This is a genomic window from uncultured Brevundimonas sp. (assembly GCF_937870815.1).
Lineage (GTDB): Bacteria > Pseudomonadota > Alphaproteobacteria > Caulobacterales > Caulobacteraceae > Brevundimonas.
In genome coordinates this window covers 19,421-44,553 of the sequence record NZ_CALMZS010000198.1, presented here as the reverse complement: position 1 = coordinate 44,553, position 25,133 = coordinate 19,421, and the positions used below count along the sequence as shown (strand labels likewise).

At 68.7% G+C, this 25,133-nt stretch carries 21 protein-coding genes; 4 read left to right on the top strand and 17 right to left on the bottom strand.

Annotation, left to right across the window (positions count from 1 at the left end):
- Positions 1-300: 300 nt before the first annotated feature.
- From Q0588_RS13530 to Q0588_RS13450, 17 genes are all read right to left on the bottom strand, one after another.
- Positions 301-762: a GcrA family cell cycle regulator gene (locus tag Q0588_RS13530; protein WP_298747118.1), complete on the bottom strand. Its 462-nt coding sequence runs from the start codon at positions 760-762 to the stop codon at positions 301-303.
- 129 nt (positions 763-891) lie between these two features.
- Positions 892-1,311 (bottom strand): single-stranded DNA-binding protein, encoded by a 420-nt coding sequence (locus Q0588_RS13525; RefSeq protein ID WP_298747116.1) that lies wholly within the window; start codon positions 1,309-1,311, stop codon positions 892-894.
- Positions 1,312-1,360: 49 nt separating this feature from the next.
- Entirely contained in the window at positions 1,361-1,726 is a 366-nt protein-coding gene (locus Q0588_RS13520) for a hypothetical protein (protein ID WP_298747114.1), read from the bottom strand.
- A 121-nt stretch (positions 1,727-1,847) separates the two neighbouring features.
- Positions 1,848-6,101 carry a strawberry notch family protein gene (locus Q0588_RS13515; protein WP_298747111.1) on the bottom strand — a complete coding sequence of 1,418 codons (4,254 nt, stop codon included), beginning with the start codon at positions 6,099-6,101 and terminating at the stop codon, positions 1,848-1,850.
- A gap of 158 nt (positions 6,102-6,259) precedes the next feature.
- A complete protein-coding gene (locus tag Q0588_RS13510) occupies positions 6,260-8,311 on the bottom strand; it encodes a chromosome partitioning protein ParB (RefSeq protein ID WP_298747109.1) in 2,052 nt (683 codons plus the stop codon).
- 60 nt (positions 8,312-8,371) lie between these two features.
- Positions 8,372-9,256 carry a toprim domain-containing protein gene (locus tag Q0588_RS13505; RefSeq protein WP_298747107.1) on the bottom strand — a complete coding sequence of 295 codons (885 nt, stop codon included), beginning with the start codon at positions 9,254-9,256 and terminating at the stop codon, positions 8,372-8,374.
- A gap of 7 nt (positions 9,257-9,263) precedes the next feature.
- A complete protein-coding gene (gene radC, locus Q0588_RS13500; protein WP_366873000.1) occupies positions 9,264-9,887 on the bottom strand; it encodes a DNA repair protein RadC in 624 nt (207 codons plus the stop codon).
- Between the two features lie 345 nt (positions 9,888-10,232).
- Entirely contained in the window at positions 10,233-12,782 is a 2,550-nt protein-coding gene (locus Q0588_RS13495; protein ID WP_298747105.1) for an NAD-dependent epimerase/dehydratase family protein, read from the bottom strand.
- Positions 12,783-12,967: 185 nt separating this feature from the next.
- Positions 12,968-13,345, bottom strand: coding sequence for a copper-binding protein (locus Q0588_RS13490; RefSeq protein ID WP_298747103.1), 378 nt, complete (start codon positions 13,343-13,345; stop codon positions 12,968-12,970).
- The gene (locus tag Q0588_RS13485; RefSeq protein WP_298747100.1) at positions 13,342-16,491 is read right to left on the bottom strand and encodes an efflux RND transporter permease subunit; all 3,150 of its coding nucleotides are present in this window, start codon (positions 16,489-16,491) and stop codon (positions 13,342-13,344) included. The genes Q0588_RS13490 and Q0588_RS13485 overlap by 4 nt, the downstream gene beginning before the upstream one ends.
- Positions 16,488-17,972, bottom strand: a complete 1,485-nt coding sequence (locus tag Q0588_RS13480) for an efflux RND transporter periplasmic adaptor subunit (RefSeq protein WP_298747098.1) — start codon at positions 17,970-17,972, stop codon at positions 16,488-16,490. The genes Q0588_RS13485 and Q0588_RS13480 overlap by 4 nt, the downstream gene beginning before the upstream one ends.
- Positions 17,969-19,183, bottom strand: coding sequence for a TolC family protein (locus tag Q0588_RS13475; protein ID WP_298747095.1), 1,215 nt, complete (start codon positions 19,181-19,183; stop codon positions 17,969-17,971). The genes Q0588_RS13480 and Q0588_RS13475 overlap by 4 nt, the downstream gene beginning before the upstream one ends.
- A 265-nt stretch (positions 19,184-19,448) precedes the next feature.
- On the bottom strand, positions 19,449-19,811 hold the full coding sequence (locus tag Q0588_RS13470) for a hypothetical protein (protein ID WP_298747092.1): 363 nt from the start codon (positions 19,809-19,811) through the stop codon (positions 19,449-19,451).
- Between the two features lie 339 nt (positions 19,812-20,150).
- Positions 20,151-20,852, bottom strand: coding sequence for a PepSY domain-containing protein (locus tag Q0588_RS13465; protein WP_298747120.1), 702 nt, complete (start codon positions 20,850-20,852; stop codon positions 20,151-20,153).
- A 39-nt stretch (positions 20,853-20,891) separates the two neighbouring features.
- Positions 20,892-21,356 carry a DUF411 domain-containing protein gene (locus tag Q0588_RS13460; RefSeq protein WP_298747089.1) on the bottom strand — a complete coding sequence of 155 codons (465 nt, stop codon included), beginning with the start codon at positions 21,354-21,356 and terminating at the stop codon, positions 20,892-20,894.
- A gap of 50 nt (positions 21,357-21,406) precedes the next feature.
- On the bottom strand, positions 21,407-21,877 hold the full coding sequence (locus Q0588_RS13455; RefSeq protein WP_298747087.1) for a nuclear transport factor 2 family protein: 471 nt from the start codon (positions 21,875-21,877) through the stop codon (positions 21,407-21,409).
- Positions 21,878-22,002: 125 nt separating this feature from the next.
- Positions 22,003-22,653, bottom strand: coding sequence for a DUF2231 domain-containing protein (locus tag Q0588_RS13450; protein WP_298747084.1), 651 nt, complete (start codon positions 22,651-22,653; stop codon positions 22,003-22,005).
- Between the two features lie 118 nt (positions 22,654-22,771).
- On the opposite strand from Q0588_RS13450, the gene Q0588_RS13445 reads away from it, so the two are divergent.
- From Q0588_RS13445 to Q0588_RS13430, 4 genes are all read left to right on the top strand, one after another.
- Positions 22,772-23,053, top strand: coding sequence for a hypothetical protein (locus Q0588_RS13445; protein ID WP_298747081.1), 282 nt, complete (start codon positions 22,772-22,774; stop codon positions 23,051-23,053).
- Positions 23,050-23,490, top strand: a complete 441-nt coding sequence (locus Q0588_RS13440) for a Spy/CpxP family protein refolding chaperone (protein WP_298747078.1) — start codon at positions 23,050-23,052, stop codon at positions 23,488-23,490. Before Q0588_RS13445 ends, Q0588_RS13440 begins: the two co-directional genes overlap by 4 nt.
- Positions 23,491-23,498: 8 nt before the next feature.
- A complete protein-coding gene (locus Q0588_RS13435; RefSeq protein WP_298747075.1) occupies positions 23,499-24,077 on the top strand; it encodes an RNA polymerase sigma factor in 579 nt (192 codons plus the stop codon).
- Positions 24,078-24,632: 555 nt separating this feature from the next.
- Complete coding sequence (locus Q0588_RS13430; protein ID WP_298747070.1) at positions 24,633-25,040, top strand: copper resistance CopC family protein; 408 nt, start codon at positions 24,633-24,635, stop codon at positions 25,038-25,040.
- Positions 25,041-25,133 lie beyond the last annotated feature (93 nt).

Genomic DNA, 25,133 nt, shown 5'->3' with positions numbered 1-25,133 from the left:
AAAATCGGAGGGCGATGTGCGGGGGCAAGTACTCGCCCGCCTTCGGGCGAGGACACAACTCGGCGCCGTCGCGCCGATACGGACGACAGGACATCGATCTTCGCCGGCCTCGTCGGCGGCGAGCCGCCGGCGCCGCACCCGGGGCGTCCATCGATGCCGACACCGGCAGGACCTCAAGCCCCTCGACCGCCGGTCCTGGAACCTTCGACCCAAGCCGAAGACAAAAAGGCGACCTCATCGAGGCCGCCGTCGAAACAGTCACTGATTTCTTCACCGCGAAACCGGCCGGAGACCCGCGCCTCAATGCAGCCCCGCGAGCGCCTCCAGGCTCTCAGGCGTCTGCCGCACAGGGCGATAGGCGACAGCCGCGTGCGGCCCGCAGAAGGCGCCGCGCGCGACCGGGCGCCCACACAGGCTGAAGCCCTCAGCCCCGGGGTCGCCATAAGGCCAGCGGCATTCGCAGCGCCGCACGGACAGCAGGGTCGTCCGCCCCTGGTCGGGGACGGGTTCCGGCCCCGCAATGGCCTCACCCACGGTCGTGGGCGGCGGGCGGCGGTCCCTGGGCGGCGACAGGACGACGACAGACGGACCCCGGGGTCGCGGGCGACCCGCGGACAGGCCCATCCTGTGAACCTTGCCGAGGACCGCGCTGCGGGTGAGACCCTCACCAAGATCACGCGCGATCTGCGCGGCGCTGCGGCCTTCAAGCCAGAGGGTCCTCAGGCGCTCAATACGGTCTTCGGTCCAGGCGGAGGCGGTCATGGCGGAACTCCGGTGCCAGCGAGCCCCAACGGCTCGCCCGCGCCCGCCCTCGCCTTCCCCTCCCGCCCCCACACAGGAAAACGGCCCGGCGCTCGCGCGCCGGGCCGTTCCGTCTCTCTCGCCGTCGGATCAGAACGGAATGTCGTCGTTCAGATCATAGCCGCTCGCCGGCTCCTGCACCTGTCTGTCGGCAGGACTGTCATCCGTAGAAGGCCGGGCACGCCGGTTCTTCAGCCGGATATCGCCGACGATCAGGCGCAGGTCGTAGTGTTCGACCCCGTCCTTGCCGGTCCAGGTGTCGTTCTCGACATGGCCCTGGATGACGACGCGGCTGCCCTTGCGGGCGAAGGCCTCGATGTATTTCTCGGTCGTCGCCTCGTTGAAGCAGATGCAGTTGAAGCCGGTGGTGCGCTCGCCGGGCGTGCCGTCGGCCTTGCGGAAGCGGGTGGTTTCCAGCACGCGAAAGCTCGCGCGCTTCTTGCCCGAGCCCTGGGCCGACAGGATGGACGGGTCGGCGGCCAGATAGCCTTCGAGAGTGAGGGTTTGCATGATCAGTCTCCTTGAAAATAAAGGTTGGGGAAAATGAAGGGTCGCGAGGTCAGGCGGCGACGCGGCCGTCTTCGGACGCCCCGAGCCCCGCGGCGTCGCGGTCCTCGGCCCAGTCCAGGACGGTCAGCCGGTTCACCACCAGTTCCTTGGCGGTGCGTTCGGTCCCGTCCTTGGCCGCATAGGCCGTGTCGATGAAGGCGCCGACGACGACGGCTTCGCAGCCCTGGGCCAGACCGCGGGCGATGACCTTCTCGTTCAGGCCCTTCGACCAGCTGACGCAATTGACCCCGACGAGCCGGTCCTTGCCGGCGGCGTCGACGCCGCGCTTTTCGAGCAGCCGGAACACCGCCTTGGCGAAGTCCGGGCTGATCTGGGGGTCGGCCGCCAACCGGCCGGTGAACACCATGGTCTGCATGTCAGTCTCCTGTTGATCCGAAGCGCCGGCGAGCCGATCTCCCCGATCCCGCTTCACCCTCATCCTCCCTTCCTCCCGTCCCCTCCTGACCGGACGAGGCCTTCGCCTCGTCCGGCCGATCTCAGGCCGCCGCGCCGTCGAGGACCGACTGCACCGGGTGACGACGCAACACAGCTTCCAGGACGCGGGGCCGGTCGACGGGGATGAAGACCCTGGGCGTGAAGGCGATGATCTCCACGAAGCACCCGAGCGCGACCAGGGCGTCGCGATCGGTCCGGCCGCCGACCACCTCGATCCGCCAGCGATCCATCACCCGCGCCCGTTTCAGCCACAGGCCGCCCTCCAGACAGAGCTGGACGCTGCGGTCGAGGAGGCTGGCGGCGGTCCTGGCGCCGTCGGCCCAGGCGTCGCCGATGTCGCCCAGGCCCAGGCTCGCCTTGAGCGCCCGGGCCTGGGTCTCGTCCAGGGCCCGCCCCAGCCAGCGTCGGCCGTCGGGCGCCCGGACCCGGCGCACCGAACATCCGCGCGCCGGCAACCGGCCCCAGATCGGCAGCAGCAGGCCGGTCGCCAGCGTGAGCTCTCGCCTCAGCCAGGGATCGGTTCCCGCGACCTCCTCATCCCAGACCCGGCGCCAGTCGCCGATCGCCGCCGGCTTCCAGGCGGATTCCCCGAACGTCTTCTCCGACAGGGTCTGGCGTCCATCCGGCCGGATCAGACGGACGGCCGCGACGAGCCGGTCCTCGTCCGTGGCGGTGGTCAGGCCCAGCTCGGCGATCGCCGCCCGGCCGGACTTTGCGTTCACGACCAATTGGTGTGCGACGTCGGCGACCCGGGCCAGCGCGTCGTCCGGATTGAGGATGTCCCGACGGACCCTCAGCGAGAAGGTCACCAGGGCGGTTTCGGCGCCCGTTGAGACATCGGTCCGGATGGTTTCCTGGCCCAGAACCTCCAGTTCCCCGGCCTCGATATCCTCAAGACCCCGGTCCAGTTCACCCGACGCGGCCGCGCGCTCGAGGATGCCCGAGAGAATGCGATCGAAGTCCTCGAACAGGGCGTTCTGGTCGGCGATCCGCAACGCCAGCAGCCGGTTCAGGAAGGTGTGGATCGGCGGCAGATCGTCGGAGGGTTTGAGACCGCCATCGGCGTCGAGCAGTTTGAGACCTGTCTTGTTCATGAAGGTCTCGAGCGTCATCGAGGCGAGTTCACCGAAGGCCAGTGCACCGTAGAAGACCAGAAGGGCCCTGCGCGCCCAGGGGCTCTCCAGATTGTCCTCGGCCCGGAACAGACCCGCGCCGGCCGTCCGGCGCTCACCGCGCGTCAGGGCGCCGAGCGTGTCCAGCCGGCGCGCTATGGTCGAGGTGAAGCGCTTCTCGCCCTGGATGTCGGTCGTGACCGGCCGGAACAGCGGGGCCGAGGCCTGGTGGGTCCGGTGGCTGCGGCCCAGGCCCTGGATGGCGGCGTCCGCGCGCCAGCCCGGCTCGACCAGATAATGGACCCGGCGCTGCCGGTTCGCCGCCGACAGGTCCGCGTGATAGCTGCGTCCGGTGCCTCCGGCGTCGGAGAAGATCAGCACCCGTTTGCGACCGCTCATGAAGGCGTCGGTCTCGGCGCGCGCCGCCGCGGCGCCGCGCCGTTCGACGATGCGTCGTCCGTCACGCACCACCACCCGCCGGGACCGGCCCGTAATCTCGGCGACGTCGTCCGTGCCGAAGGCTTCCAGCAGGGCGTCGAGCACACCCGGTACGGCGGGCAGGCAAGCCATCCGTTCGATCAGGGCCTGGCGACGCACCAGGGCCTCCTGACTGACGGCCGGTCGACCGTCGTCGATGACCGGGACCATGGTCACATTGCCGTCCCCGTCCTCGATCGACTCCATCAGATGGACGGGGAAGGCCTCACGAAGATAGTCGAGGACGTATTCGCGCGGGGTCAGGTCGATGGAGAGGTTGTTCCACTCCTCCGGCGGGATGGAGGAGAGTCTTCTCTCCATGACCGCCTCATTGGTCGAGACGATCTGGACCACGGCCGAGCGATCCTGGACCAGATCCTCCCGGATCGATCCGATCAGGCTCGGCGTCTTCAGGCCGGCGAGCAGATGACCGAAGAAGCGCAGTTTTGCGCTCTCAAAGGCCGAATATACGGCGGACGCCGCCTGGCCACTCTTCGGCTTGCCGTCCTCGTCGTTCAGGCCCGTGGCCTTCAGGGCCTCGGCGAGATTGGCGTGGATCAGCTGGAAGGCGTCGGCCCAGGCGTCCCAGATGGCGATGTCGTCCGAGGTCAGGGGATGGACGAGCGGCTCATATTCGACCCCCTCGAACGACAGACTGCGCGCCACATAGAGCCCAAGCGCCTTGAGCTCGCGCGCCACCAGCTCCATCGCCGCCACGCCGCCCCGATCCATGGCCTCCAGAAAATCCGCCCGCGTCATGAAGGGCGCCTCCGGTCCGCCCCACAGGCCGAGACGCGCGGCATAGGCCAGGTTCTCGGCCGTGGTGGCACCGGTCGCCGAGACATAGAGGACCCGCGCGTCGGGCAACCGGTTCTGCAGCGCCAGGCCGGCCATGCCCTGAAGCGACGCCTTCTTCGCACCCCGCGCGCCCTTGCCGCCGCCGGCCGCATTGGCCATCGCATGGGCCTCGTCGAAGGCGATGACGCCGTCGAAATCCGCGCCGAGCCAGGCGATGATCTGGTCGAGGCGGGATTGACGGTCACCCCGCGCCGGCTGGCGCAGCGTCGCATAGGTCGTGAACAGGACACCCCGGTCGAGCCGGATGGCGTCCCCCTGTTTCCAGCTCGACAGCGGCACGATGTCGTAGGCGCCCCCGCCGATCGCGGCCCAGTCGCGCCGCGCGTCCTCGAGCAAGGCGTCGTTTCGGGACAGCCACAGCGCCCGGACCCGTCCCTGGCTCATGTTGTCGGCGATGACGGCGGCGATCTGGCGGCCCTTGCCGCACCCCGTGCCGTCGCCGAGGAAGAAGCCGCGTCGCAACTGGACGGCCTCCTCCTGCTCCTCGGAGACCAGCACCATCTGGTGCGGCGCCTGATCCGTCCGCCACCATCCGGGCAGGTGCGCGGCGTGCGCCTCCCCGGCATGGATCACCATCTCGGTCTGGGCGTCCGAGATTCGCCCCTCATCGCGAATGGCCGGCGGCAGGACTGGGCGATAGGTCGGCGCGGGCGGGGCCACCGACGCCATGGGGCCGGACTCCACCAGGGGCGACGGATGCGGACGCGGCGCGGGCAGGACGACGCGCCCCAGGGCATGGGCCTGGTAGAGCCCGCCATCGCGCCCCTCCCCGGTCCAGGCCTGCACTTCATAGGCCAGGGGCGCCGCACCCGCGAGGAAGGCCAGGCGGCCCGAAGGCAGGGCCAGTCCTCGCGCGCGCGGTCCCAACAGGGCGTCGGTCGTCACGGGCAGGCGCGTCCGCGGCCTGGCGCCGACCCGTGGCGCAAGCGCCCCAACCTTCCGCGCCGCGTCCTGCAGATCGTCGGAGGTCTGGACAGGCGCGGCCTCCGCGGCGCCTTCGGCCCGATCGATCACCAGCAGACCCGTCTCCACGGCGGTCCCGTGTTTGGCGAAGGCATGGGGTGGAAAGGCGATCCGCCCCACGACACGTCGCGCCTCACCGAAGCGTCGAAGCAGGCTTGCGTCCGTCAAGGCGGTCAGCGGGACGATCGCGGCCAACCGGCCACGGTCGGCCAGGGCCATGAAGGCCGCTGACAGATGGTCGCCGAGATCCGAGAACGGCGGATTGCACAGCACCACGTCGAACCCGCCCGCGTCCGCGCACAGGTCATGGATATGGCGTCCGTCATGACGGGTCCGATCGGCGTCGGGGAACAGACCGTCGAGCAGAGCGGCGCGCCCCGGCGCGACTTCATTCAGGCTCAGCGTTCCGCCGCAGGCCCCGCCGACCGCGGCCAGCAGACCCGTGCCGGCCGATGGCTCCAGGACGCGGTCTCCGGGGCGCACCCGGGCGGCCAGGACCGCAAGCGCGGCCAGGTGGGGCGGGGTGGAGAACTGGTCCAGCGCGACCTGCACCTCACTGCGCCGGGTCTGGGTCAGGCCCAGGGCCGAGACAGCCGCCAGCAGGGCGGCGATCTCCGTCGGCGCATCTTCCAGACGACTGACCTGTGGCGCCAGACGCCGGATCTGCAGGACCGTCGCCGCCTCGATCGCGTCATAGGCGTCGCGCCAGGCCCAGGCTCCCTCGGCGTCGGACGCGCCGAATGCGGTGGTCATGACGGCGGCCACAAGCCGACGGTCGAGCGGTCGGGATCGCGCCAGATGGGCCGCCAGCGCCCGGGCGGCGGCAAGGATGTTGGCGGACGTATCTCCGCCGGGGTCGGCGAACAGCGACAGGGTCGAGGACATGGGATCAGCTCCAGTGGCCTGAAGCGGAGGGCGCCTCCCTCTCGGTCCTGCAGGCTCGTCCTCGCCCGCCCTTCCCTCGCCTTTCCCCGGACCAGCATCCGGACACGACAACGCCGCCCCGGCGCGAACCGGGGCGGCGTGCTCGAGGCGGATCGTCGTCAGGCGGCGGCGGGCCCCAGGGCGGCCTCGCCCGCCGGGGTGACGGTGAATGCCCCGATCCCGTCGTCGTCGTGGGTGGACACGTCAGCACCAACGTCCTCTTCGGTCGTCACCGGTTCCTCGTCCGGCAGCGGACCCGCCCAGGAGAGGCCGGCCGGTGCCCAGCTCCGGGACGCCGCCTGTTCGGCGACCCAGTCGACCAGTTCAGTCTTCTTCAAGGATCGCGCCCGCTCGTCTTCCGCGCCCATGCTCTCCAGCATTCCCAGCAGCAGTCCCTTGGAATGGGCCTGCAGGAAGGGCGCGTCCGGCGTCCAGTGGAGCGTGATGTCCGCCCCGCACAGGGCGGCCAGCTCGGCCGCCTCCGTTCGGGCGCTGCGCCGGATCAGGGTGGTGCGGGTTTCGCGGACATCGAGACTGATCGCGGTCAGTTCAGCCAGCAGCCCCATCTTCTCCCCGTGCGGCAGGGCATGGACCCAGGCGATGACCGTCTCACCCGACGCCTGCCAGGCCGCCCGACGGTCGTCGAGCCGCTGGCGCACCTCGCCGTCCAGGGTCTCGATCACCCGTCCGTCCACCGGATGGAACCCGGTGGCGAGAATGGCCAGGGCTGACTCCGACCGCGCCACATGGGTGCGCAGAACCAGGACGGTGAACAGGCGCGCGATCAGCGCCGTCAGCGCCGCGCCCGGATCGTCGGCCAGGGCCCGGATCAGTCCGCGCGTGGCCACCTCGGTGCGTACGCCATGCAGGGCGTGGTTGACGCCGTCGGTGTCGGGCTCGGGCGCCGGCGCCTCCGGAGCGACATAGACCGGCGGAACCGACGTCCGGTCCGACGGATCACTGTCGATCGATCCGGCGTCCTCGATTTCAGGCTCCTCGGGCGTGTAGCAGCGCACATCGACGCCCGTGCCGGCGGCGGGCCACATGACCATGGTCGTCACCACCCGCCCGCCGCACCCCGTCTGGTCGGCCTGCACCCGGGCGCGGATCATGGCGACGACCGCGGCGTCAACAGCCTCGGAATCACAGGCCTCGGCGAGGGCCTGCCGGACCGCGTCCGCCCGTGCGTTGAACGCCTCCCGTTCGGCGCGGTAGCGCGCCATGTCGTCGGTCGGGAGCTGACCGCCGTAGACATAGCCCAGCGCCTCAAGGTCGTCCGGGAGGTCCGGCTCAGGTCCGGCGGTGACATGCACGGCGATTCCCTCGGCCTCGAACACGGCGGCGATGGCGCGCGCCCGACGCATCCACAGGTCCGTCAGGATCTCCGGATCGAGCAATACGGGCGCGAGTTCCCCGAACAAATCCGCCTCGGTGCGCCCGCCCGCCTCGCCATAACTGTCCGCGTCGACGAGCGCACAGCGTCGATCCCGGCTGGTGACACGCCCCTCGTCGAGCCGCTCAGTGATGCGCCAGTCCTGAAACCCATGCCCGTCAAGCGCCGCCTCGGCGAGTTCGGCCTGTTCGGCCTTGTCGGGCAGCCGAGCCAACAGCCTGGCCTGTTTGAGGGTCATCCGCCCGGCCTTCAGGGCCACAAGGGCCGCCGCAGGCAGTCCGGCCAGGGCGGCCAGCCGCTTGATGTCGATCTCGGCGTAGCCGAGGGCCCGGGCGATCACAGGCACGGTCAGCTTCGATTTCAGCATCCGGCCGATGGCGGCGATGATGTCGGCGACATGGACGGGCACGGCGGTGTTGGTGAGCAGGACGGCGGCCGCCTGACGGGCCGGATCGGTCTCGACACAGACGGTGACGGGATAGTCCGCGTCGATCTCGCCGGCGTCCAGCAACAGACCCAGGGCGAGGCGGCGGCGACGTCCGTCCAGCGCCATCCAGGGCTGCTCCTTCCTGCCCCGCCCGGGCCGGACGGTGAGGCGCTGCAGCTGGCCGGCGGCCTTCAACGTGGCGGCCAGGGTCGGAATGTCGTCATCCGGCGGCTCGTTGAACCGCAGATTCTCGCGAGCGATGCCGATGTCGCCGAGACGGACGGTGCGCTCGTCGCGCTCGTCGCGCTCGACGGCTGCGGCCGGGACGGGGTGGGAGACAAGGTCGGTCATGAGGGTTCTCCGGCCGGGCCACGGGGCCCATCCCCGCCGCTCCGGCGCCCGTCAGCGCCCTCACTCCTCCGCTTTGGGCGCGTCCACCGCCACATCGTTCCAGTCCCCGAACGAGGGGTCCGGCAGCCGGATGCGAACCTCCAGACCGACGGTCGTCAGGCGTCGCCGGAGGCGTTCCGCGGCGCGCTCGCCCGCGACTCCCCGGTCGGCGGCGATCAGCAGCCGGCGCACCGGCGGCGGTGGCGTCCAGGCGGCGAGATTGTTGGCCGCCATCAGGGCCCAACCCGGTAGCTGGAAGCGATCCATGGCGGACAGGGTCGTCACCACCCCCTCCCCGACGAGCATCTCCGGGGCGCCCGGAGCCAGACGAACAGCGGCGCCGGGTGGGACCCGGCCGACCGTCTTGCGTGTCAGGCGAAGGCCCGCAGCGCGACGCCCGTTCGGGTCCAGATAGGTCAGTTCGACCCCGGTCAACCGGTCCTCCGTGTCGCTGATCCGCGCGACAAGGGCCGGACGGCCTCGCCCGCACGGTTGGTAGACCGCGATCGGCGCCCGGGGATGGAATCCAAGGTTCAAGGCGACGTCGACACCCCGATGACGCAGATAGCGATCCGCCACGTCGCCGGAGCGGATGGAGCGACAACCCGTCCAGAGTTCGGCGGCGACCCGAAGGCGAATGTGCGGATCGGCCCTGGGGGCCCGCAGACCCGGTCGTGCCCCGCCGATCAGTCGGCCGGTGTGGTCGATCAGGCCCACGTCGCGCAGATGATCGCGGACGATCCGCCAGTCGGCGCCGCCGAATCCGTGGATGACGACCCGGTCATCGGTCAGCAGAAGCGAGACCGAACGATCCCGGGCGCTGTGGCCGGGCGCGGGGATATTGGCCCGCCGCCCCTCGCAATAGAGTTCGCCGCCCAGGGCGGCCACGATGCGGTGCAGGGTCATGACGGCCTCAGATCAGGCCGAGGGCCTTGAAACTCGCCGTCCCTTCCCGGCCGACGACGAGATGGTCGTGGACCTGAAGATTGAAGACCCGCGCCGCCTCGACGATCTGGCGCGTCATCTGGATATCGGCCTGCGACGGCGTCGGATCACCGGAGGGATGGTTGTGGACCAGGATCAGGGCGGAGGCCGAAAGCTCGAGGGCCCGGCGAACGACTTCGCGTGGGTAAACAGGCGCGTGATCCACTGTGCCGTGCGCGACCAGCTCATCACGGAGCAGGTTGTTGCGCCGGTCCAGAAACAGGGTCCGGAACTGTTCGCGGGGCTCATGCGCGAGCGCCGCCCGGACATAGGCCACGAGCGCCGTCCAGGAGGTGATCACGGGGCGTCGGCAGGTTTCATCGCGCGCCAGGCGGATCGCCAATTCCCGCAGCAACTTGAGATCGGACAGGGCGACGGGATCAAGTCCGGGCGCGCGCGCCAGTTCACCGGGCTCGGCGGCGACGACGGCGCCCAGTCCCGAAAACCGCTCCAGCAGGGCTCCGGCAAGCCGATGCGTGTTCTTGCCGGGATCCCCGTGCGGACCCTGAACCGCCCGCCGCAACATCAAGCCCAACAGGGCCTGATCATCCAGCGCCGCGTGAACCAGGGCCGGTGGCGCGGGCGGACGGTTTTGGGCGTCCGGGCCCCAGGCCCGGGTCGGGTTCGGTCTCATGGCGGTCTCTCCTTCTCCGCTCCACCACGGAGCACCCGCCGTCCGGCCTTCCTTTCTCTCCCTGGCCGGACCTGGATCAGGCGAAGGGCCGTCCCTCCGGACCCTGAGCTCCGGGCCACGTTCCGGGCGGCCGCCCGACGCGACGCCGATACCGGTGAGTGAGCCGCCGAGAGCGCCACGCAGGCTGTGCGAATCCAACCCGAACGTGGCGACGCAAGGCCTCGGGTATCGCGGCAAGTCCAGGGTGGGTCTGAGGAGACGTCTCTAGATGATGAAGCGATCCCAGGACCCGTAATGCTCCTGGCTACGACGTCCACGCGGCAGGCTGAGCCCCGCGACGACCAGGCCCACGAGCGTATCGGACAGACCACCGGCGACCGTTCCGCCCCCCAGGACCCAGGGCGTGACGACCAGCCCGGCCGCGAGCACGAGATTGAGGAAACGGAGGGGGCGCGCCACCTCGGCCATGGCGATCACCGACACGGTAATGATCAGGGCTCCGATCAGATGGTCCGTGTCAGCCAGGGGTGGGGCCCCGCCGAAGACCAGTCGTGAGAACATCAACCAGACCCCAAGTCCGGCACAAACCACCAGGGTCCATGGCGCGTTGACGCCGCGCAGCGCCGAGGCGGCGGCGGCCGGGAGGCTGTGCGCGAAGCCGGGGCGGCGATCGATCGTCCCTCCGGGCAGGTCATCGCCGCGGAAGAAGGCGCGCCAGAAGGGCCGTCCCCGGCGGGTGTTCAGCACCATGAACTGTCCCATGGCCACCAGTTCGTCGAGCGAATAGGGAATCATGACCAGCATGGCGACGCCCGCCGCGATGCACAGGGTGCAATATGTCCCGATGACAATCGGCTGGGCGATGATGAAATAGATGCTGACCACGCCGAGCGGCACCACGACGATGCCGAACAACAGCACCATCCAGGGCATGGTGCGCCAGCGCGCCCGGCCGCCCATGGCCCCCATCAGGATCTCGATCATATAGGTGATGGTCCCGACTCCGCCGTCGGCCACCGGCCAGGCCTTGGACATGTCGGAGGTGATGATGTGCTCGGTTCCGTTGAGCGGTCCGGGAACATTGAAGAACGGCTCCCAGACCGCGTCGATGTGGCCCAGCTGATAGGCGGTAAGGATCCGTGACAGCACGAGACCGATCAGGCCAAGAGCGATGATCGGCACGCGCTGGAGGTAGGTCGAGGGACAGTAGCTCCAGCCCGGCGGAGTGTCGGTCTCGTCCATCATCCCTTCCATGCTCATCCCGGGCATCATCGGGATCAGGATGGTCAGGGCCACCACCAGGGCGCCGACCAGCATATCGTTGCTGTATATGGCCGCGCTCGGCGTCCAGAACAGGATGGAGGCGCCGAGCAGCCAGATACCGATCACGGCATTGGCCCATTGAGCCCAACCGCCCCTGGGCGACATGGACAATCCGGCGAAGACCATGATCAGCACGCCGCAGATCACGTCGTTCCAGCCGCTCAGGGCATTGCGAAGGGCGGGCGCCCACAGGTTCCGGTCCTCGGTGACCGCCAGGATGGCGGTCGAGAATTCGGTCTGGGTGAAGACGCCGAAGATCAAGGGAACCGTCGCCAGCCACAGGCCCAGCCCCATGGTCAGCCAATGCACCCACAGCATGTCGAAATGCATACCGCGCATCGAACGGGCGTGGTCGGCGAGCATCCGGCTGTGTTCCGCCGGCTTCATGGCGTGGGCCCGCGACGCCGCCGCCTCGACCTTGTCATCGGCGACCCGCGCCGCGTTGAGCCGGTTGGCCTGGTACCAGGCGAATGGGTCGGCCTTCAGCCCGGCGACGATGGCCGGCAGGCTCTTGCGAAGTGAATGTTTTGGAGACCAGCCCAGATGGGTTCGCGCTGCGGTCAGGTCGAGCTCATAGTGGTCTCCGGAGATGTCGACCATCCAGGGCCGGATGAAACCGTCCTCGTCGAAGACTGCGGTTTCAGCCCAGGCCCCCGCCTTGGCGGCGGCCTTGGGAATGGAGAGGGTCTCCCATGCCTCGTCATGGATCAGCCGACCCAGATCGCGCTGGATTTCGTCATAGGTCATGACATCGGTCTCGCCGAGCAGGACCGGGAAGACCTCTGGAAGATCCTCGCGTCGATCGATCACCCGAGCGATGGCGGTCATCAGATCATCGAGGTGCAGGGAGGGCTGGCCGGTAGCCAGATTGCCCGGATAGACCCGCGCGCTGGCCCGTTTCTCGTAGATGCGGGCGATTTGCTGGGCCAGGAAGGCAGAGTGACCGCCGTCGTCATAGATCCCGGCCGGCCGCAGGAAGACGGCGGAAATTTTGCCGCGTTTTTCGCGGATCAAGGCCTCGGTGAGAACCTTGGATTCGCGATAGGGCAGACTCGCGTCGAGAGGCGCGGTTTCGTCGATCGGCCGGCCCGGCTCCGTCGGCTGGTGCACCAGCATGGTGCTGGAGAAGACGAACTGCTCGACGTCGAAGGCCTGGAGAGCGTCCAGGAGGCGGCCGGTTCCGCGCACTGTCACCGCCTCGTAGCGCGGATCGGGTTTGCCACTGAGATCGAAGAAGGCCGCCAGATGGATGACCGAAGCGATCTTGCGACCGTATCCCGTCCGCACCCGGTCGAACGCCGCCTCGACGCTCGCGTCATCCGCCAGGTCGATGCAGACGCATTCGGCGTCAGCGGGCGGATGGGGCGGCAGGTCGCGGTCGAAACCGATCACCCGGAACCGTTTGGCCAGACGTTTGACCAGGGCCGAGCCGATGAACCCGCTGGAGCCGGTGACGATGACGACCGGCCGATCGCTGGCCGGCGTCGCCATCAGCCGCGCCCTCGCAGATATTTGATCAGGGCCGCGATCGCCAGCACCAGACCAACAATCACCAGGAGGCTGACCAGCCCCATGCCGCCCATCATCCAGCCCATTCCATTTCCATCCATCATCGCTCTTCTTCCTCGTTCAGGCCCGTCCTGCGACGGACATTCCGCCCGGGGCCAGGCGTCCGACTACTGCGCGCGCAGGGCGGTGACCTCATTGACCCCGTCATGCACCGAGACGTCGAAGGCGACCCGGTCTCCAACCCTGGCGTCCGCCAGCACAGCGGCCGGCGCCGTGAAGGTCATGGCCATGGCCGGCCAGCCCACACCCGGGATCGCGCCATGATCGATGGTGACCGTGCCGGCCGAGGCATCGACAGCCGTGATCGTGCCTGTGCCGGCACCGGTCATGGCGGCCTGCCCTCCCGCCATCGGCATGCCGGACATGTCCGTCGCCATCGGCATTTCAGCAGCGGGTGCCGGCTCGGCAGGCGGCGCGGTCTCGGATTGACCGCAGGCGCTCAAGCCGAGGGCGGCGGCGGCCGACAGGATCAGGGCGCGATTCATGGTGATTCTCCTTGGGCTGATGTGTTCGAACGAGACCTGCGACGTCTCAGCAGCAGATAGCCTGCGGGAATAACGAGCATGGACAGCAATGGTGCCGTCAGCATGCCGCCGATGACCGGGGCGGCGATGCGGCTCATCACCTCCGAACCGGCGCCGTGGCCGATCAGGATCGGGAAGAGACCGGCCAGGATCACCGCCACGGTCATGGCCTTGGGTCGGACCCGCAGCAGCGCACCGTCACGGACGGCGTTCTCGACCTCAACGGGCCCCGGATTGGGGCCCCGGTCGTTGAGCGCGGTCTTCAGATAGATCAGCATCACCACCCCGAACTCGGCCGACAGCCCGGCCAGGGCGATGAAGCCGACCCCGGTGGCGACGGACTGGTGATAGCCGAGCAGATAGAGAAGCCACACACCGCCGGTCAGGGCGAACGGCAGGGTGGCCATGATCAGGGCCGCCTCGTCGAAACGGCCGAAGGTCAGATACAGCAGGACGAAGATGATCAGCAGGGTGGCCGGCACCACGATCTTCAGCCGCTCGGCCGCGCGGGTCAGATATTCGAACTGCCCGGAGTAGGCGATGCTCACGCCCGGGGTCAGCGTCACCTTGTCCGCCACCGCCGTCTGCAGATCGCCGACCACCGAGGCCAGGTCGCGGCCGCGGACATCGATATAGACCCAGGTGGTAGGGCGGCCGTTCTCCGACTTCAGCATCGGCGGACCGTCCGTGACCTGCAGGTCCGCGACCGTGCCGAGGGTTATCTGCTGGCCCGAGGGCGTCAGCACCGGCAGGGCGCGAAGTTCGGACAGGCTGTCGCGGATCTCGCGCGGATAGCGGACGCTGATCGGATAGCGGGCCAGCCCCTCGACCGTCTGGCCGATGGTCTCGCCTCCGACGGCCCCGGCGACGATGCTCTGCACGTCCGCGATATTGAGACCGTAACGGCCGGCCGCCTGTCGATCGATGTCGATATCGATATAGCGCCCGCCGGTCAGCCGTTCGGCCAGGGCCGAACTGACGCCCGGCACGGTCTTGGCCACCGCCTCGACCTCGGCCGCGATGCGGTCGATGGCCTGAAGATCAGCCCCCGAGACCTTGACCCCGACCGGGCTCTTGATGCCGGTGGCCAGCATATCGATGCGGTTGCGGATCGGCGGCACCCAGATGTTGGCCAGGCCGGGCACGCGCACCGCCTGATCCAGTGCCTCGACCAGCTTCTCCGGCGTCATTCCGGGTCGCCACTGGTCACGTGGCTTGAAGCGGATCGTGGTCTCGAACATCACCAGCGGGGCCGGATCGGTCGCCGTATCGGCCCGCCCGGCCTTGCCGAACACGGTCTCCACCTCCGGCACGGTGCGGATCATCCGGTCGGTCTGTTGCAGCAGTTCGGAGGCCTTCGCCGCTGACAGTCCCGGAAGGGCGGTCGGCATGTAGAGCAGATCGCCCTCGTCCATCGGCGGCATGAACTCGCCGCCCAGCTGGCTGATCGGCCAGGCCGAGGTGGCGAACACCGCCAGCGCGATCAGCAGGGTGGCGCGGGGACGGTGCAGCACCCAGTCGAGCGGCCGCCGGTAGATGTAGGTCAGCCAGCGGTTGATCGGATTGCTCTGCTCGGCCGGAATCCGCCCACGGATCAGATAGCCCATCAGCACCGGCACGAGGGTGATCGACAGGATCGCCGCCGCCGCCATGGCATAGCTCTTGGTGAAGGCCAGCGGCGCGAACAGTCGGCCCTCCTGGGCCTGCAGGGTGAAGACTGGAATGAACGACAGGGTGATGATCACCAGACTGAGGAACAAGGCCGGCCCGACCTCGGCCGCCGCCTCGGTGATGACCCGCCAGCGGGCCTCGCCGGCCAGCCGTTCATCGGGATGATCGTGTTCCCATCGCTCGATATGTTTGTGGGCGTTCTCGATCATGACCACGGCCGCATCGACCATGGCCCCGACGGCAATGGCGATGCCGCCCAGCGACATGATGTTGGCGTTGACGCCTTGCAGATGCATCAGGATGAAGGCCGCCAGCACCCCCAGCGGCAGGGTGATAATGGCGACCAGGGCCGAGCGCGCGTGCCAAAGGAACAGGCCGCAAACCAGGGCGACGACGAAGAACTCCTCGAGCAGCTTGGTGCTGAGGTTTTCGATCGCGCGATCGATCAGCTGCGAACGGTCGTAGACCGTCACCACCTCGACCCCGGCTGGAAGGCCGGCCTTGAGGGTTTCCAGCCGCTCGCGCACCGCGGTGATCGTTTCCCGCGCATTTCCGCCCGAGCGCAGGATCACCACGCCGCCGGCCACCTCGCCCTCGCCGTTCAGCTCGGCGATGCCGCGTCGCATCTCCGGTCCGATCTGGACCGTGGCCACATCGCCCAGCTGAACCGGCACCCCGCCGGCAGCCGTGCGGATCGGCACCGCGCGGAAGTCATCCAATGTGGTCAGATAGCCGTTGGCGCGAACGATATATTCGGTCTCGGCCAGCTCCATGACAGACCCGCCGGCCTCGCCGTTGCCCTGCCGGATCGCCGCCACGACCTGCTGATGCGTGACGCCATACCCGGCCAGTTTGGCCGGATCGAGCACCACCTGATACTGCCGCACCATGCCGCCGATACTGGCGACCTCGGCCACGCCCGGGACCGTCTTGAGTTCGTAGCGCAGGAACCAGTCCTGCAGACTGCGCAGTTGCGACAGATCATGCTGACCCGTGCGGTCGACCAGCGCGTATTCATAGACCCAGCCGACGCCGGTGGCGTCCGGCCCCAACGCGGGGCGGGCGGTGTCGGGCAGGCGAGCCTGGACCTGGCTGAGGTATTCCAGCACCCGCGAGCGGGCCCAGTACAGGTCGGTGCCGTCCTCGAACAGCACATAGACATAGCTGTCGCCGAAGAAGGAATAGCCCCGCACCGTTCGGGCGCCGGGCACCGACAGCATGGTGGTCGCCAGCGGATAGGTGACCTGGTTTTCGACGATCTGCGGGGCCTGGCCGGGGTAGGAGGTACGGATAATCACCTGCACGTCGGACAGGTCCGGCAGGGCGTCCACCGGCGTGTTGCGCACGGCCCAGAGGCCGGCGGCGACCAGGGCAAAGGCGGCCAGCAGGACGAGGAAGCGCGCCTTGACCGAGGCGCGAATGATGGCGGCGATCACTGGCCCGCCTCACGGCGGGTCAGGCTTCGGATGGTGGGTTTGCCCCCGACCATGTCGAAGGCGAACTCGACCTGACTGCCGACCGCGACCCCTTCAAGCCTGACCGGCTCGGCGAGGGCGAAGGTCATGGTCATCGCCGGCCACTGAAGCGCCGGCACCGCCCCATGAGCCAGGGTGATCGAACGCCCCGCGATCGACTGCACCCGGCCGCTGGTGCGGTAGGTCGCGGGTGCCGAGACGGTCGCTGCCGTCTCACCGGCCGGGGCAATGGGCCGTGCCGTGACGCCCGACAGGCTGGCCTCGGAATCGAACAGGAACTGGCCCGAGGCGACGACCCGCTCGCCCTCGCGCAGACCGGCGAGAATCTCGGTCTGCCCCCCGCCCTCGCGCCCAACCCGGACCTCGGCCGGCTGATAGCGTCCGCCCTCCGCCGCCAGCATCACAAGATTGCGCTGACCCGTTCGGATCACCGCTTCCGACGGCACCAACAGGGCCGGTGTTGTGGAGCCGCCGAAGGTGATCTGTCCGTACATGCCGGGACGAAGACGACCGCCCGGGTTTCGCAATTCGATCCGCGCGGTCAGGGTCCGGCTGTCGCTCGCCACCTCGGGCAGCAGGGCGATCAGACGACCGGTCATGCGCTCCCCGGGGAAGGCCGCGAGGGTCACTTCGACCGCACGCCCGACCCGTAGCTGGCCGCCGAGGGTCTCGGGTACAGCGGCGTTGAGCCAGACGGTCGACAGGCCGTTGACTTCGGCCAGGGTCAGACCCGCCGGCACCGTCATGCCCGCACGCACGCCGAGGGTGCGAATGACCCCGCCGATCGGACTGGTGACGGTCACCGTGGTGCGCGGACGGCCCGAGCGCTCGACCGCCGCGATCAGGGACTCCGGCATGCCGAGCAGCAGCAACCGTTGCCGCGCCGCCTGGATCAGGGCGGCGTCATCGGTGCGCCGGACCGCGAGGTATTCGAGCTGGGCTCCTCCCCAGTCGGGGACCAGAAGGTCGGCTAGGGGGGCACCGCTGGAGATGACGTCGCCGGGCGCGCGTCCGTAGACCCTTTGAACAAAGCCGCTGGCGCGCGATTGCACCACGGCGACGTCGCGCTCGTTGTAATCTACCACCGCGCTGGCGGTCAGATCGCCATCGAGGGTTCCCGATCGGACCGTGGCGAAGCGGACGCCGAGGTTCTGGGTCAGGGCCGCGTCAATGCGAACCCCCGCCGCCGCGCCTGCCGCGTCATCGGCATAGCGCGGCACCAGCTGCATATCCATGAACGGCGACTTGCCGGGCTTGTCGAACTTCTGGGCAGGGACCATCGGGTCGTACCAGTAGAGCACCTCACGCTCGCCCGCGGCGGGAACGGACGCGTCGCCCCCTCCTCCCAGCCGCGTCAGCCCCAGAGCGGCGACACCGCCGAGGAGCACCAGTCCGGCCGCGGCGGCGGCAAGGCGAAGGTTTTTGCGCTCAAACCGGATCATTGGTCGCTCCTGTAGGTCAGGGTGAAGCCGACGGCGCGGCGCGCCACGTCAGCCTCCTTGTCGAGGGCGTCCAGCCGGGCGTTGGCCAGGGCGGTGAAGGCGTCGAGCACATCCATGATCCCGGCCCGGCCCGCGCCGTAGCTGGCGGTTTCGAGATCGGCGCGGGTGCGCAGATTGGGCAGAACCACGTCCCGTGCCCGGATCCACCGGGTTCGCGCGACCTCATAGTCGGCGAGGTCACCTCGCAGCATCGCCGTCCATTGCCGCTCAGCAGCCTCCTGTTCGGCGTCGACACGCCGGGCGTCGGCGGCGCGCGCCGCGATCACCGGCTCCTGCCGGCTGGACTGGAACAGCGGAAGCCGCACGCTCGCCCCGACAGAGACCAGATCGCCGAACATCGGATCCCGACGGGCGTAGCTGGCTTCGAACGACCAGTCGGGGCGGCGGCCGGCGCGGGCCAGATCGAGATCCGCCTCGGCCCGGTCACTAAAGGCGGCGTAAGCGCGTAGCGCCGGCAGTCCGTTGAGATCGACATCGAAGGCTCCAGGCTCAAGATCGATGGCGGGAGGCGGACCACTGGCGCTCGGAACCGGATCGCCGGTCCAGCGGGACAGTTCCGCTCGCGCCCGCGCCAGATCCGCGCGCAACCCATCGCGCCGATCGTCGAGGGCGGCGCGCAGTTCGACGGGCCCCAGAATTTGAGCCGGTCGACTGGCCCCCGAGGCGACGCCCGAGGGCGCGGTCTCCCACAGGGGTTCAAGCGAGGCGAGCAGGTCGTCCAGCACCTCCAGGCGTCGTTCGGCATAGTGGAGATCGATCCAGGCCTGGCCGGTCGCGACCCGGACCTGCCACAGGGCGATGTCCTCACGGGCCCGGGCCACGTTGATGTCCGCCCGGGCGATGCCGCGTTCGGCGCGACGCCGCGCACGACTGGGCACGTCCTGCTGTAGTCCGACCTGGACATTGGTCATCATGACCTCGTCGAAGCGCCCCGCTGAGGGGCCCGTGACGGGGAAGCCGTTGAGACCGAATTTCAGACGTGGATCCGGCAGTCGCCCGGCGGCTTCAGCTGAGGCTTGCGCCGCCTCCACGCCAAGCGCCCCGGCTCTCAGGCCGGGCGCATCAGCGGCGGCGCGCGCCAAGGCCTCTTCGAACGTCTGTGGCTCGGCCCGGGCCGGCCCGGTGCCGGCGGCCAGGATCAGGACGGACACGGCCAGAAATGCCCAGCGGGAAACCGCTGCGACGTCTGTTTGTATGTCCGGAGCCGTGGCTCGCTTGAGGGCGATGGACGGCAGGGCGTCGGGCGGCGTCGGGTACGCAGGGATGCGTAGCGCCGGCCTCAAACGAAAGGTCATGGAATTCCTCGGAATCCGCCCGGTCGACTCGCGGGTCGAGACACAGGCGTAGAGCTCAATGGATCAGGGAACACTGCGGCCGCGAAGCGGCGCGCACGGTCTTCCAATCAGCGAAAGCGGTCTACGCCAGCGGTTTCGGCGGATCCTTGAGAGGGAGCGGCCCAGCCCCCTTCCGGACGACGTTCGCGGTGGCGAACTTCATCGCGTTCGGCGCCATCGGACGAGACAGGGCCGGTGCCGGCGGAACGGGGGCCGCGACAGCGGCGCATCCCATCTTGGCGATACAGTCGGGCGTCATCTCGCTGCAGGGAGCCATCCCCTTCCCCGCCGTATCGTCCGTCATCACCATCATCTCGGCGCAGTCCATCTCCGCCATGACGCCGGTTGCCTCGAAAGCCTCAAACGGCGTGGCATGCGCCGACGACTGGCCGACAAAGCCGGCCATCGCGAGGGCGAACAGAAGGGTGCGAACCAGGTTCCACATGCCTCCTTATTGCACGCCCGTGACGGCACCGAGTCAAGCGAAGGCCGGATTCTGGGCCTGGACATGACGCGGCATGGACGTATCGCGCCGGGACCCGCGGCGCACATCGGTGGACCACTCCGCCATGATCGCATCGCTCCCCGGGGACCCCCGGACGGCTGAGTAGACGACACCCGCAGCGCCCTGGCTGCGAAACGCCCGCTCGACGCCGACCAGCAAGACGGGCGAACTCAACCGGGGTCCATGAGAGTCCACGAGGATGGGCCGCTGGACAACCCCGGTGCCCTTTGCCCCGCCCGAAGCGGTGGAACGACCTTCAGCGTAAACCAGGCGAAGGGCTCAATCGTCCCTGGTCGACCGTTTCGAGGCGCGCAATCCTTTCAGATCCCGGGCGATCCGGATCCACAACAGAATGAATCCCGAGACGACAATGCTGAGCGTCAGGGCCGTGGTGATGATGATCAGCGGGTGGTTGAAGTCCTCGCCGTCGTCCCAGTCCATGACGTGCAGACGCCAGAAGAAGTCGAACAGACGCCAGACCCCCGAGCGGCGCGACACCACCTCACCGGTGGACGGCGACACATAGAAGGAGGTCTTTTCGCCATCCGCGAAATCCACCCGCCACAGCGGCCCGGTCTTGCCCGTCTCCTCGGGCGCGGTCGCCAGATAGGCCACGTCGGTCACCTCGGCCTCGCCGCGATAGGCCCCTTTCGCGAAGGCCGAGACCTCATCCCGCGACATGGGCGCGAACGGCCGCCCCGTCACCGCCGAAACGATCACCGGCTCGCCGCTCACCGGTTTCAATGTCCAGGCCGGACCACGCGGCGTGGTGTGCAGGTCCGCCTGAGTGGGCGCTACGCCGGCTTGCCGAGCAATCTCGTCGAGCGACGGCAGGCCGGCCAGCGCCAGCGGGACGGCGGCCTGTTCGGCGACTCGGTGCTCGCTGCGGACCGTCTCTATGGGAAGGGCCACCATCACCAGGCCGCCGCCGACCCAGAACAGGACCTGGAGACCGACGACCAGCGCGATCCATTTGTGCAGTTGGGTAGAGAGCTTGAGGATTTTCAGGACGGTCTCCGGTCAGGCATGACGCGCGAACACGCGGGTGCCGCCGCCATTGAGTAGCAGCAGGGTTTCATAGGCCTCCCGGCGACCGTCCGGCATCTCCATCCCCGGCGAGCCCAACGGCATCGCCGGCACCGCGAGCCCGAGGGCGTCGGGGCGTTCCGCGAGCAGTCTGCGTACATCTTCGGCAGGCACATGCCCTTCCAGGACATATCGGCCGATCACAGCGGTATGACAGGCCGCCAGCGGGTCGGGGACGCCCCTGGCGCGGCGCACAACGCCGGGATCGGCCACCTCGGTCGTCTGCACCTGGAACCCTGCCGCCGTCATGTGCTCGACCCATGCGGAACAACAGCCGCAGGTGGGCGATTTGTAGACGGCAAGATCCGACGAGGGCCGCGTGGTCTGCGCACAGGCCGCGGTGGCCGCGGCGCTGACCCCAACGATCAAAAGGGCCCGGCGGGAAAGCGGCTCCGTCATCGTCTCATTCCTTTAATGATCAAGAGCAAGATGAGCCCGGTAGCCTGCGCTCAGGCCGCCGGACGAATGGGTCGGGCCGAGGAGTGATAGACATCGAAACGCCATTGGTCATCGCGTTTCCGCAACACGCTGGTGGCGACGCCGCGGCGCTCGATCGGGGCCCGCCCGGCGTCCTTGAAGGTGATGTGATAGGTATAGGTCTCGCTGACGAAGGCCGTGTCGCCGTCGACCTCCACCGTCATCTGGTGATTTCGGAATTCAAACCCCGCCAGATCGTCGAACTCCGGCCCCAGGTGGTGCTCGAGATAATAGGCGAAACTGCCCTCCACCCCGCCGTTCTCGAAGATCTCGGAGTCGGGCCAGAACAGCGACGGCGTCCGGGAAACGTCCATGCCGGTGATGGCGTCCCGGTAGGCCGTCACGACCGCGCGGACCTGCTGCTCCTCAGCGGACTGGGCATGGACAGACGTCGCCAGGACGGCGGCCAGGGCGACCCCGGCGAGGGCGGAACGAAGGATCATGGTCGGTTCTCCTGTTGGGCGCGGCCGCAATGGCGACCAGGTCCGGCGGGTGGAAGCCGGTCCGCGCAGCGGTGCCGGCCGGTGGATTGAGGGCGGAAGGGCGGTTCAAGCCCGCCCCTCCTCGATCAGAACATCAGATGACGCACGCCATGGGTCAGCATCCCGCCCAGCAGGGCGTTGACGAGGATGGCCGCCGCCGTGACGCTCAGCAAACCGATATAAATGAGTTCGCGGCCCCGGCCCGGCCTGCGGGTCCAATGTTCCTTGGCCCACCAGGTCGCCAGGCCCAGACCCGCGATCGATGTGCCGAGCCAGCGGTGGTACGTGTGGGTGACATCGTCATTGCCGGGCAGGCCCATGGCGAACCAGCCGAGCACCACCGCTCCGATCGCTGAAATCGCGGCCAGGGCGATGATTACCCGCGTGCCCTGGGTAAGGACGGGTCGCCGCAAGGTCAGCGCGGCGATCTCGAGCACCGCCGCCACGAGAAACAGCGCGATCGGAAAGTGCACGGCCGCGGGATGCATGGCACCCAGCCAGCGGACCAGCCTTTGGGGTATGGTCCGGGGCGCAGCGTCGGCCACCATGCCGCCGTGGTCCATCTCCGCCGTCATCCCCGGCATCGCCGCCATGGCCGATCCATGCCCGTCTGCCATCGGCGCGGCCGCGACGGATGCCGTGGCCGGGCCCTTGTGGTCCTCGTGGGCGAACGCCGGTACGGTGACTGCCAGCACCACAAGCACGGCCAACGCCGACATCAATTTCCGCAATCCCATAGCCGTCTCCGTTCACGTCTCTTCTGCTAACTACGCAGCCTGGAGACGCCCCCCTCGTCCGAGGGATTCGGCGCGGTCCCGCGTATCAGTTATCAGGGGCCACGAAGGAGAGTATTCGATGACGCAATATCTGGATGACCTTCTGAACGGAGCGGCCGCCGCGCCGGCCGATCGTTCGCTCGAGGGACTCGAGCCTCTGGTCTGGCGCCGGGTCGAGATCCTGCGAAGTGAACGGCTTGTCTCCCAATTGCGTCTCGGGGCAGTCGCCATGGCACTGGCGACCGGACTGACGGCCGGCGGCGTGGGCGCGATAGCGGCACCGCGGCCGACGGGAGAACTGACGATCTTCACGATCGATGCGGGTCTGGCGCCCCTGGCCAGACTGGACGTCGGCCAATGATGCGTGGCTGGCGAGCCATCGTCATAACGGCCCTGCTGGCCGCTCTGGCCGGCGGCGCCGGTACGTGGATCAGCGCCAGCTGGGTCCTGAGCCGCCGCGCGCCGCCGTCTCTCCACGATATCGTCCACGACGATCTGACGCTCTCGCCTGGCCAACTCGGCAGGATCGAGATGATCGAGGCCAAATTCGCGGCGCGACGTCCGGGGCTCGAAGCGGACGTTCGGGCCGCCAACCTGGAACTCGCCCGCGCCATCGAACAGAGCGACGGGGACGGCCCCCAGGTACAGGCCGCCGTCGACCACATCCATGATGCCATGGGCACCTTGCAGAAGGAGACCATCACCCATGTCTTCGAGATGCGTTCCGTGCTCACGCCCGACCAGGCAAAGGTCTTCGACGACCGAATCGTCTCGGCCCTCGCGCCCGACGAGCGCTAGCCGTTCGGGTGGAGTATCCGGACGATCTTTCAGCGCGCGCCGCCAACGGTGAGCGCACGGCGTTTAGCGAACTGATGCGGCAGACCAAGGCTGCCTTGTTTCGGGTCATCCGTCGCTATGTCGGCGACGAACAGGAGGCGTGGGATCTCCTGCAGGAGACCTACGCCGCGGCCTGGATCAGCATTCGCCGCTACGATCCCGCGCGCCCTTTCGAGGCCTGGCTTCGAACGATCGCGCTGAACAAATGCCGCGACTGGAGCCGCCGCCGACTTGTCCGGCGATTGATCCGCGGTGGTCTCGACCTGTCGTCGCCCGAAGCCCTGGCGGTGCCGGACGGAGCCGAATCAGCGGATGACCGGATGGAGACCGCCCGCCGACTGTCCCGACTGAACGAAGAAATGAGCCGCCTCCCGCCCCACCTCAAGGCTCCGCTTCTGCTGACAGCGCTCGAGGGCCGGAGTCAGTCGGAAGCGGCCGGGATTCTCGGGATTTCGGTCAAGGCTGTGGAGACGCGCGTGGCGCGCGCGCGCCGAAGGCTCTCGGATGTCCTGCGCGATCCGGCCGACTCTCCAGCCCAACCGGAATAATCTGCTCGACGATCGCTTGCATGGTCCCCTCTCGCCGATCCCCGACAATTTGCAAATCCTGGCGAGGGCTGCGGTCCTGGTGCGCGTAGACCTAGATGAAGGCGTCATTTCACCCATTCAGATGACGCCTGACGACATAACCGGTCGATCGTCAGGATCGCAAAAACCGACCCTGGCCTTCCTCCTCTGTTCGGGAGAACATTAGATGAGAATCCTGGTCGTTTTCGCCGCGGCTGCGGCCGTCCTGGCCGCCTGCCAGCCAGCGGCCGAGCCTCAGCCGATTGACGCCGAAGCGGCACCGGCCGCTTCAACGGTAGCCCCCGTGGACGCCGCCCCGTCGGCCATGCCGGAGCCGATCCCGGCACCCCCGACCGCGGTGTCCGGGCCGACGGCGGTGCCGAAGACCTCAGCGACCCGGCCGGCTCGCCCGGCCCCGGCGCCCGCGCCCGCGCCCACGTCACCGCCCGTTGATCCGATGGCCGGCCATGACATGTCCAAGATGGACGGCATGACCATGCCGCCCAGCCAATAAGCCGCATAGGCAGGAGTTCTTCCATGAAACATTCAGTTCTCGCCGGCCTGGCCAGTCTCGCGGCGCTCGCCCCCGTCTCGCTAGCCCAGGCCCAGACCCATTCCCACGCGGGCATGTCGATGCAGGATCACGCCGCCATGCAGGCCCCGGCCAGCGACGTCACGACCGCGCCTGCGGACAATGCCATGCTGGCCGCCGCGCCGACCGCGTTTTCGGTGACGTTTCCGCACGCGATGACCCTGACATCGCTCAGGCTGACAGGCCCCGCCGGGCAGGCCACGGATGTGGCGGTCCCCGCGGACGCGTCGCCCGCGCCCACGGTCAATGCGTCCCTGCCCGCCTTGGCGCCCGGATCCTATTCCGCCGCCTGGGCCGCGATGGGGGCCGACGGCCACCATATGAATGGCGTCGTCCGCTTCATGGTTCACTGAAGGGCCGGCCACCCACCTCCTGAAAGGTCGGAACCTGATTTGAAAGAGCGTCGCGCAGTCTACTGCGCGGCGCTTTTCGTTCCGTCCGGAGTC

What these genes read in the sequence shown, in the direction of transcription:
- Q0588_RS13490 (WP_298747103.1), bottom strand. Translation starts at nt 13,345, where the DNA reads ATGAATCGCGCCCTGATCCTGTCGGCCGCCGCCGCCCTCGGCTTGAGC.
- Q0588_RS13505 (WP_298747107.1), bottom strand. Translation starts at nt 9,256, where the DNA reads ATGACCCTGCACCGCATCGTGGCCGCCCTGGGCGGCGAACTCTATTGC.
- Q0588_RS13450 (WP_298747084.1), bottom strand. Translation starts at nt 22,653, where the DNA reads ATGGGATTGCGGAAATTGATGTCGGCGTTGGCCGTGCTTGTGGTGCTG.
- Q0588_RS13440 (WP_298747078.1), top strand. Translation starts at nt 23,050, where the DNA reads ATGATGCGTGGCTGGCGAGCCATCGTCATAACGGCCCTGCTGGCCGCT.
- Q0588_RS13525 (WP_298747116.1), bottom strand. Translation starts at nt 1,311, where the DNA reads ATGCAAACCCTCACTCTCGAAGGCTATCTGGCCGCCGACCCGTCCATC.
- Q0588_RS13470 (WP_298747092.1), bottom strand. Translation starts at nt 19,811, where the DNA reads ATGTGGAACCTGGTTCGCACCCTTCTGTTCGCCCTCGCGATGGCCGGC.
- Q0588_RS13520 (WP_298747114.1), bottom strand. Translation starts at nt 1,726, where the DNA reads ATGCAGACCATGGTGTTCACCGGCCGGTTGGCGGCCGACCCCCAGATC.
- Q0588_RS13510 (WP_298747109.1), bottom strand. Translation starts at nt 8,311, where the DNA reads ATGACCGACCTTGTCTCCCACCCCGTCCCGGCCGCAGCCGTCGAGCGC.
- Q0588_RS13530 (WP_298747118.1), bottom strand. Translation starts at nt 762, where the DNA reads ATGACCGCCTCCGCCTGGACCGAAGACCGTATTGAGCGCCTGAGGACC.
- Q0588_RS13495 (WP_298747105.1), bottom strand. Translation starts at nt 12,782, where the DNA reads ATGGCGACGCCGGCCAGCGATCGGCCGGTCGTCATCGTCACCGGCTCC.
- Q0588_RS13515 (WP_298747111.1), bottom strand. Translation starts at nt 6,101, where the DNA reads ATGTCCTCGACCCTGTCGCTGTTCGCCGACCCCGGCGGAGATACGTCC.
- Q0588_RS13455 (WP_298747087.1), bottom strand. Translation starts at nt 21,877, where the DNA reads ATGATCCTTCGTTCCGCCCTCGCCGGGGTCGCCCTGGCCGCCGTCCTG.
- Q0588_RS13480 (WP_298747098.1), bottom strand. Translation starts at nt 17,972, where the DNA reads ATGATCCGGTTTGAGCGCAAAAACCTTCGCCTTGCCGCCGCCGCGGCC.
- Q0588_RS13460 (WP_298747089.1), bottom strand. Translation starts at nt 21,356, where the DNA reads ATGACGGAGCCGCTTTCCCGCCGGGCCCTTTTGATCGTTGGGGTCAGC.
- Q0588_RS13430 (WP_298747070.1), top strand. Translation starts at nt 24,633, where the DNA reads ATGAAACATTCAGTTCTCGCCGGCCTGGCCAGTCTCGCGGCGCTCGCC.
- Q0588_RS13445 (WP_298747081.1), top strand. Translation starts at nt 22,772, where the DNA reads ATGACGCAATATCTGGATGACCTTCTGAACGGAGCGGCCGCCGCGCCG.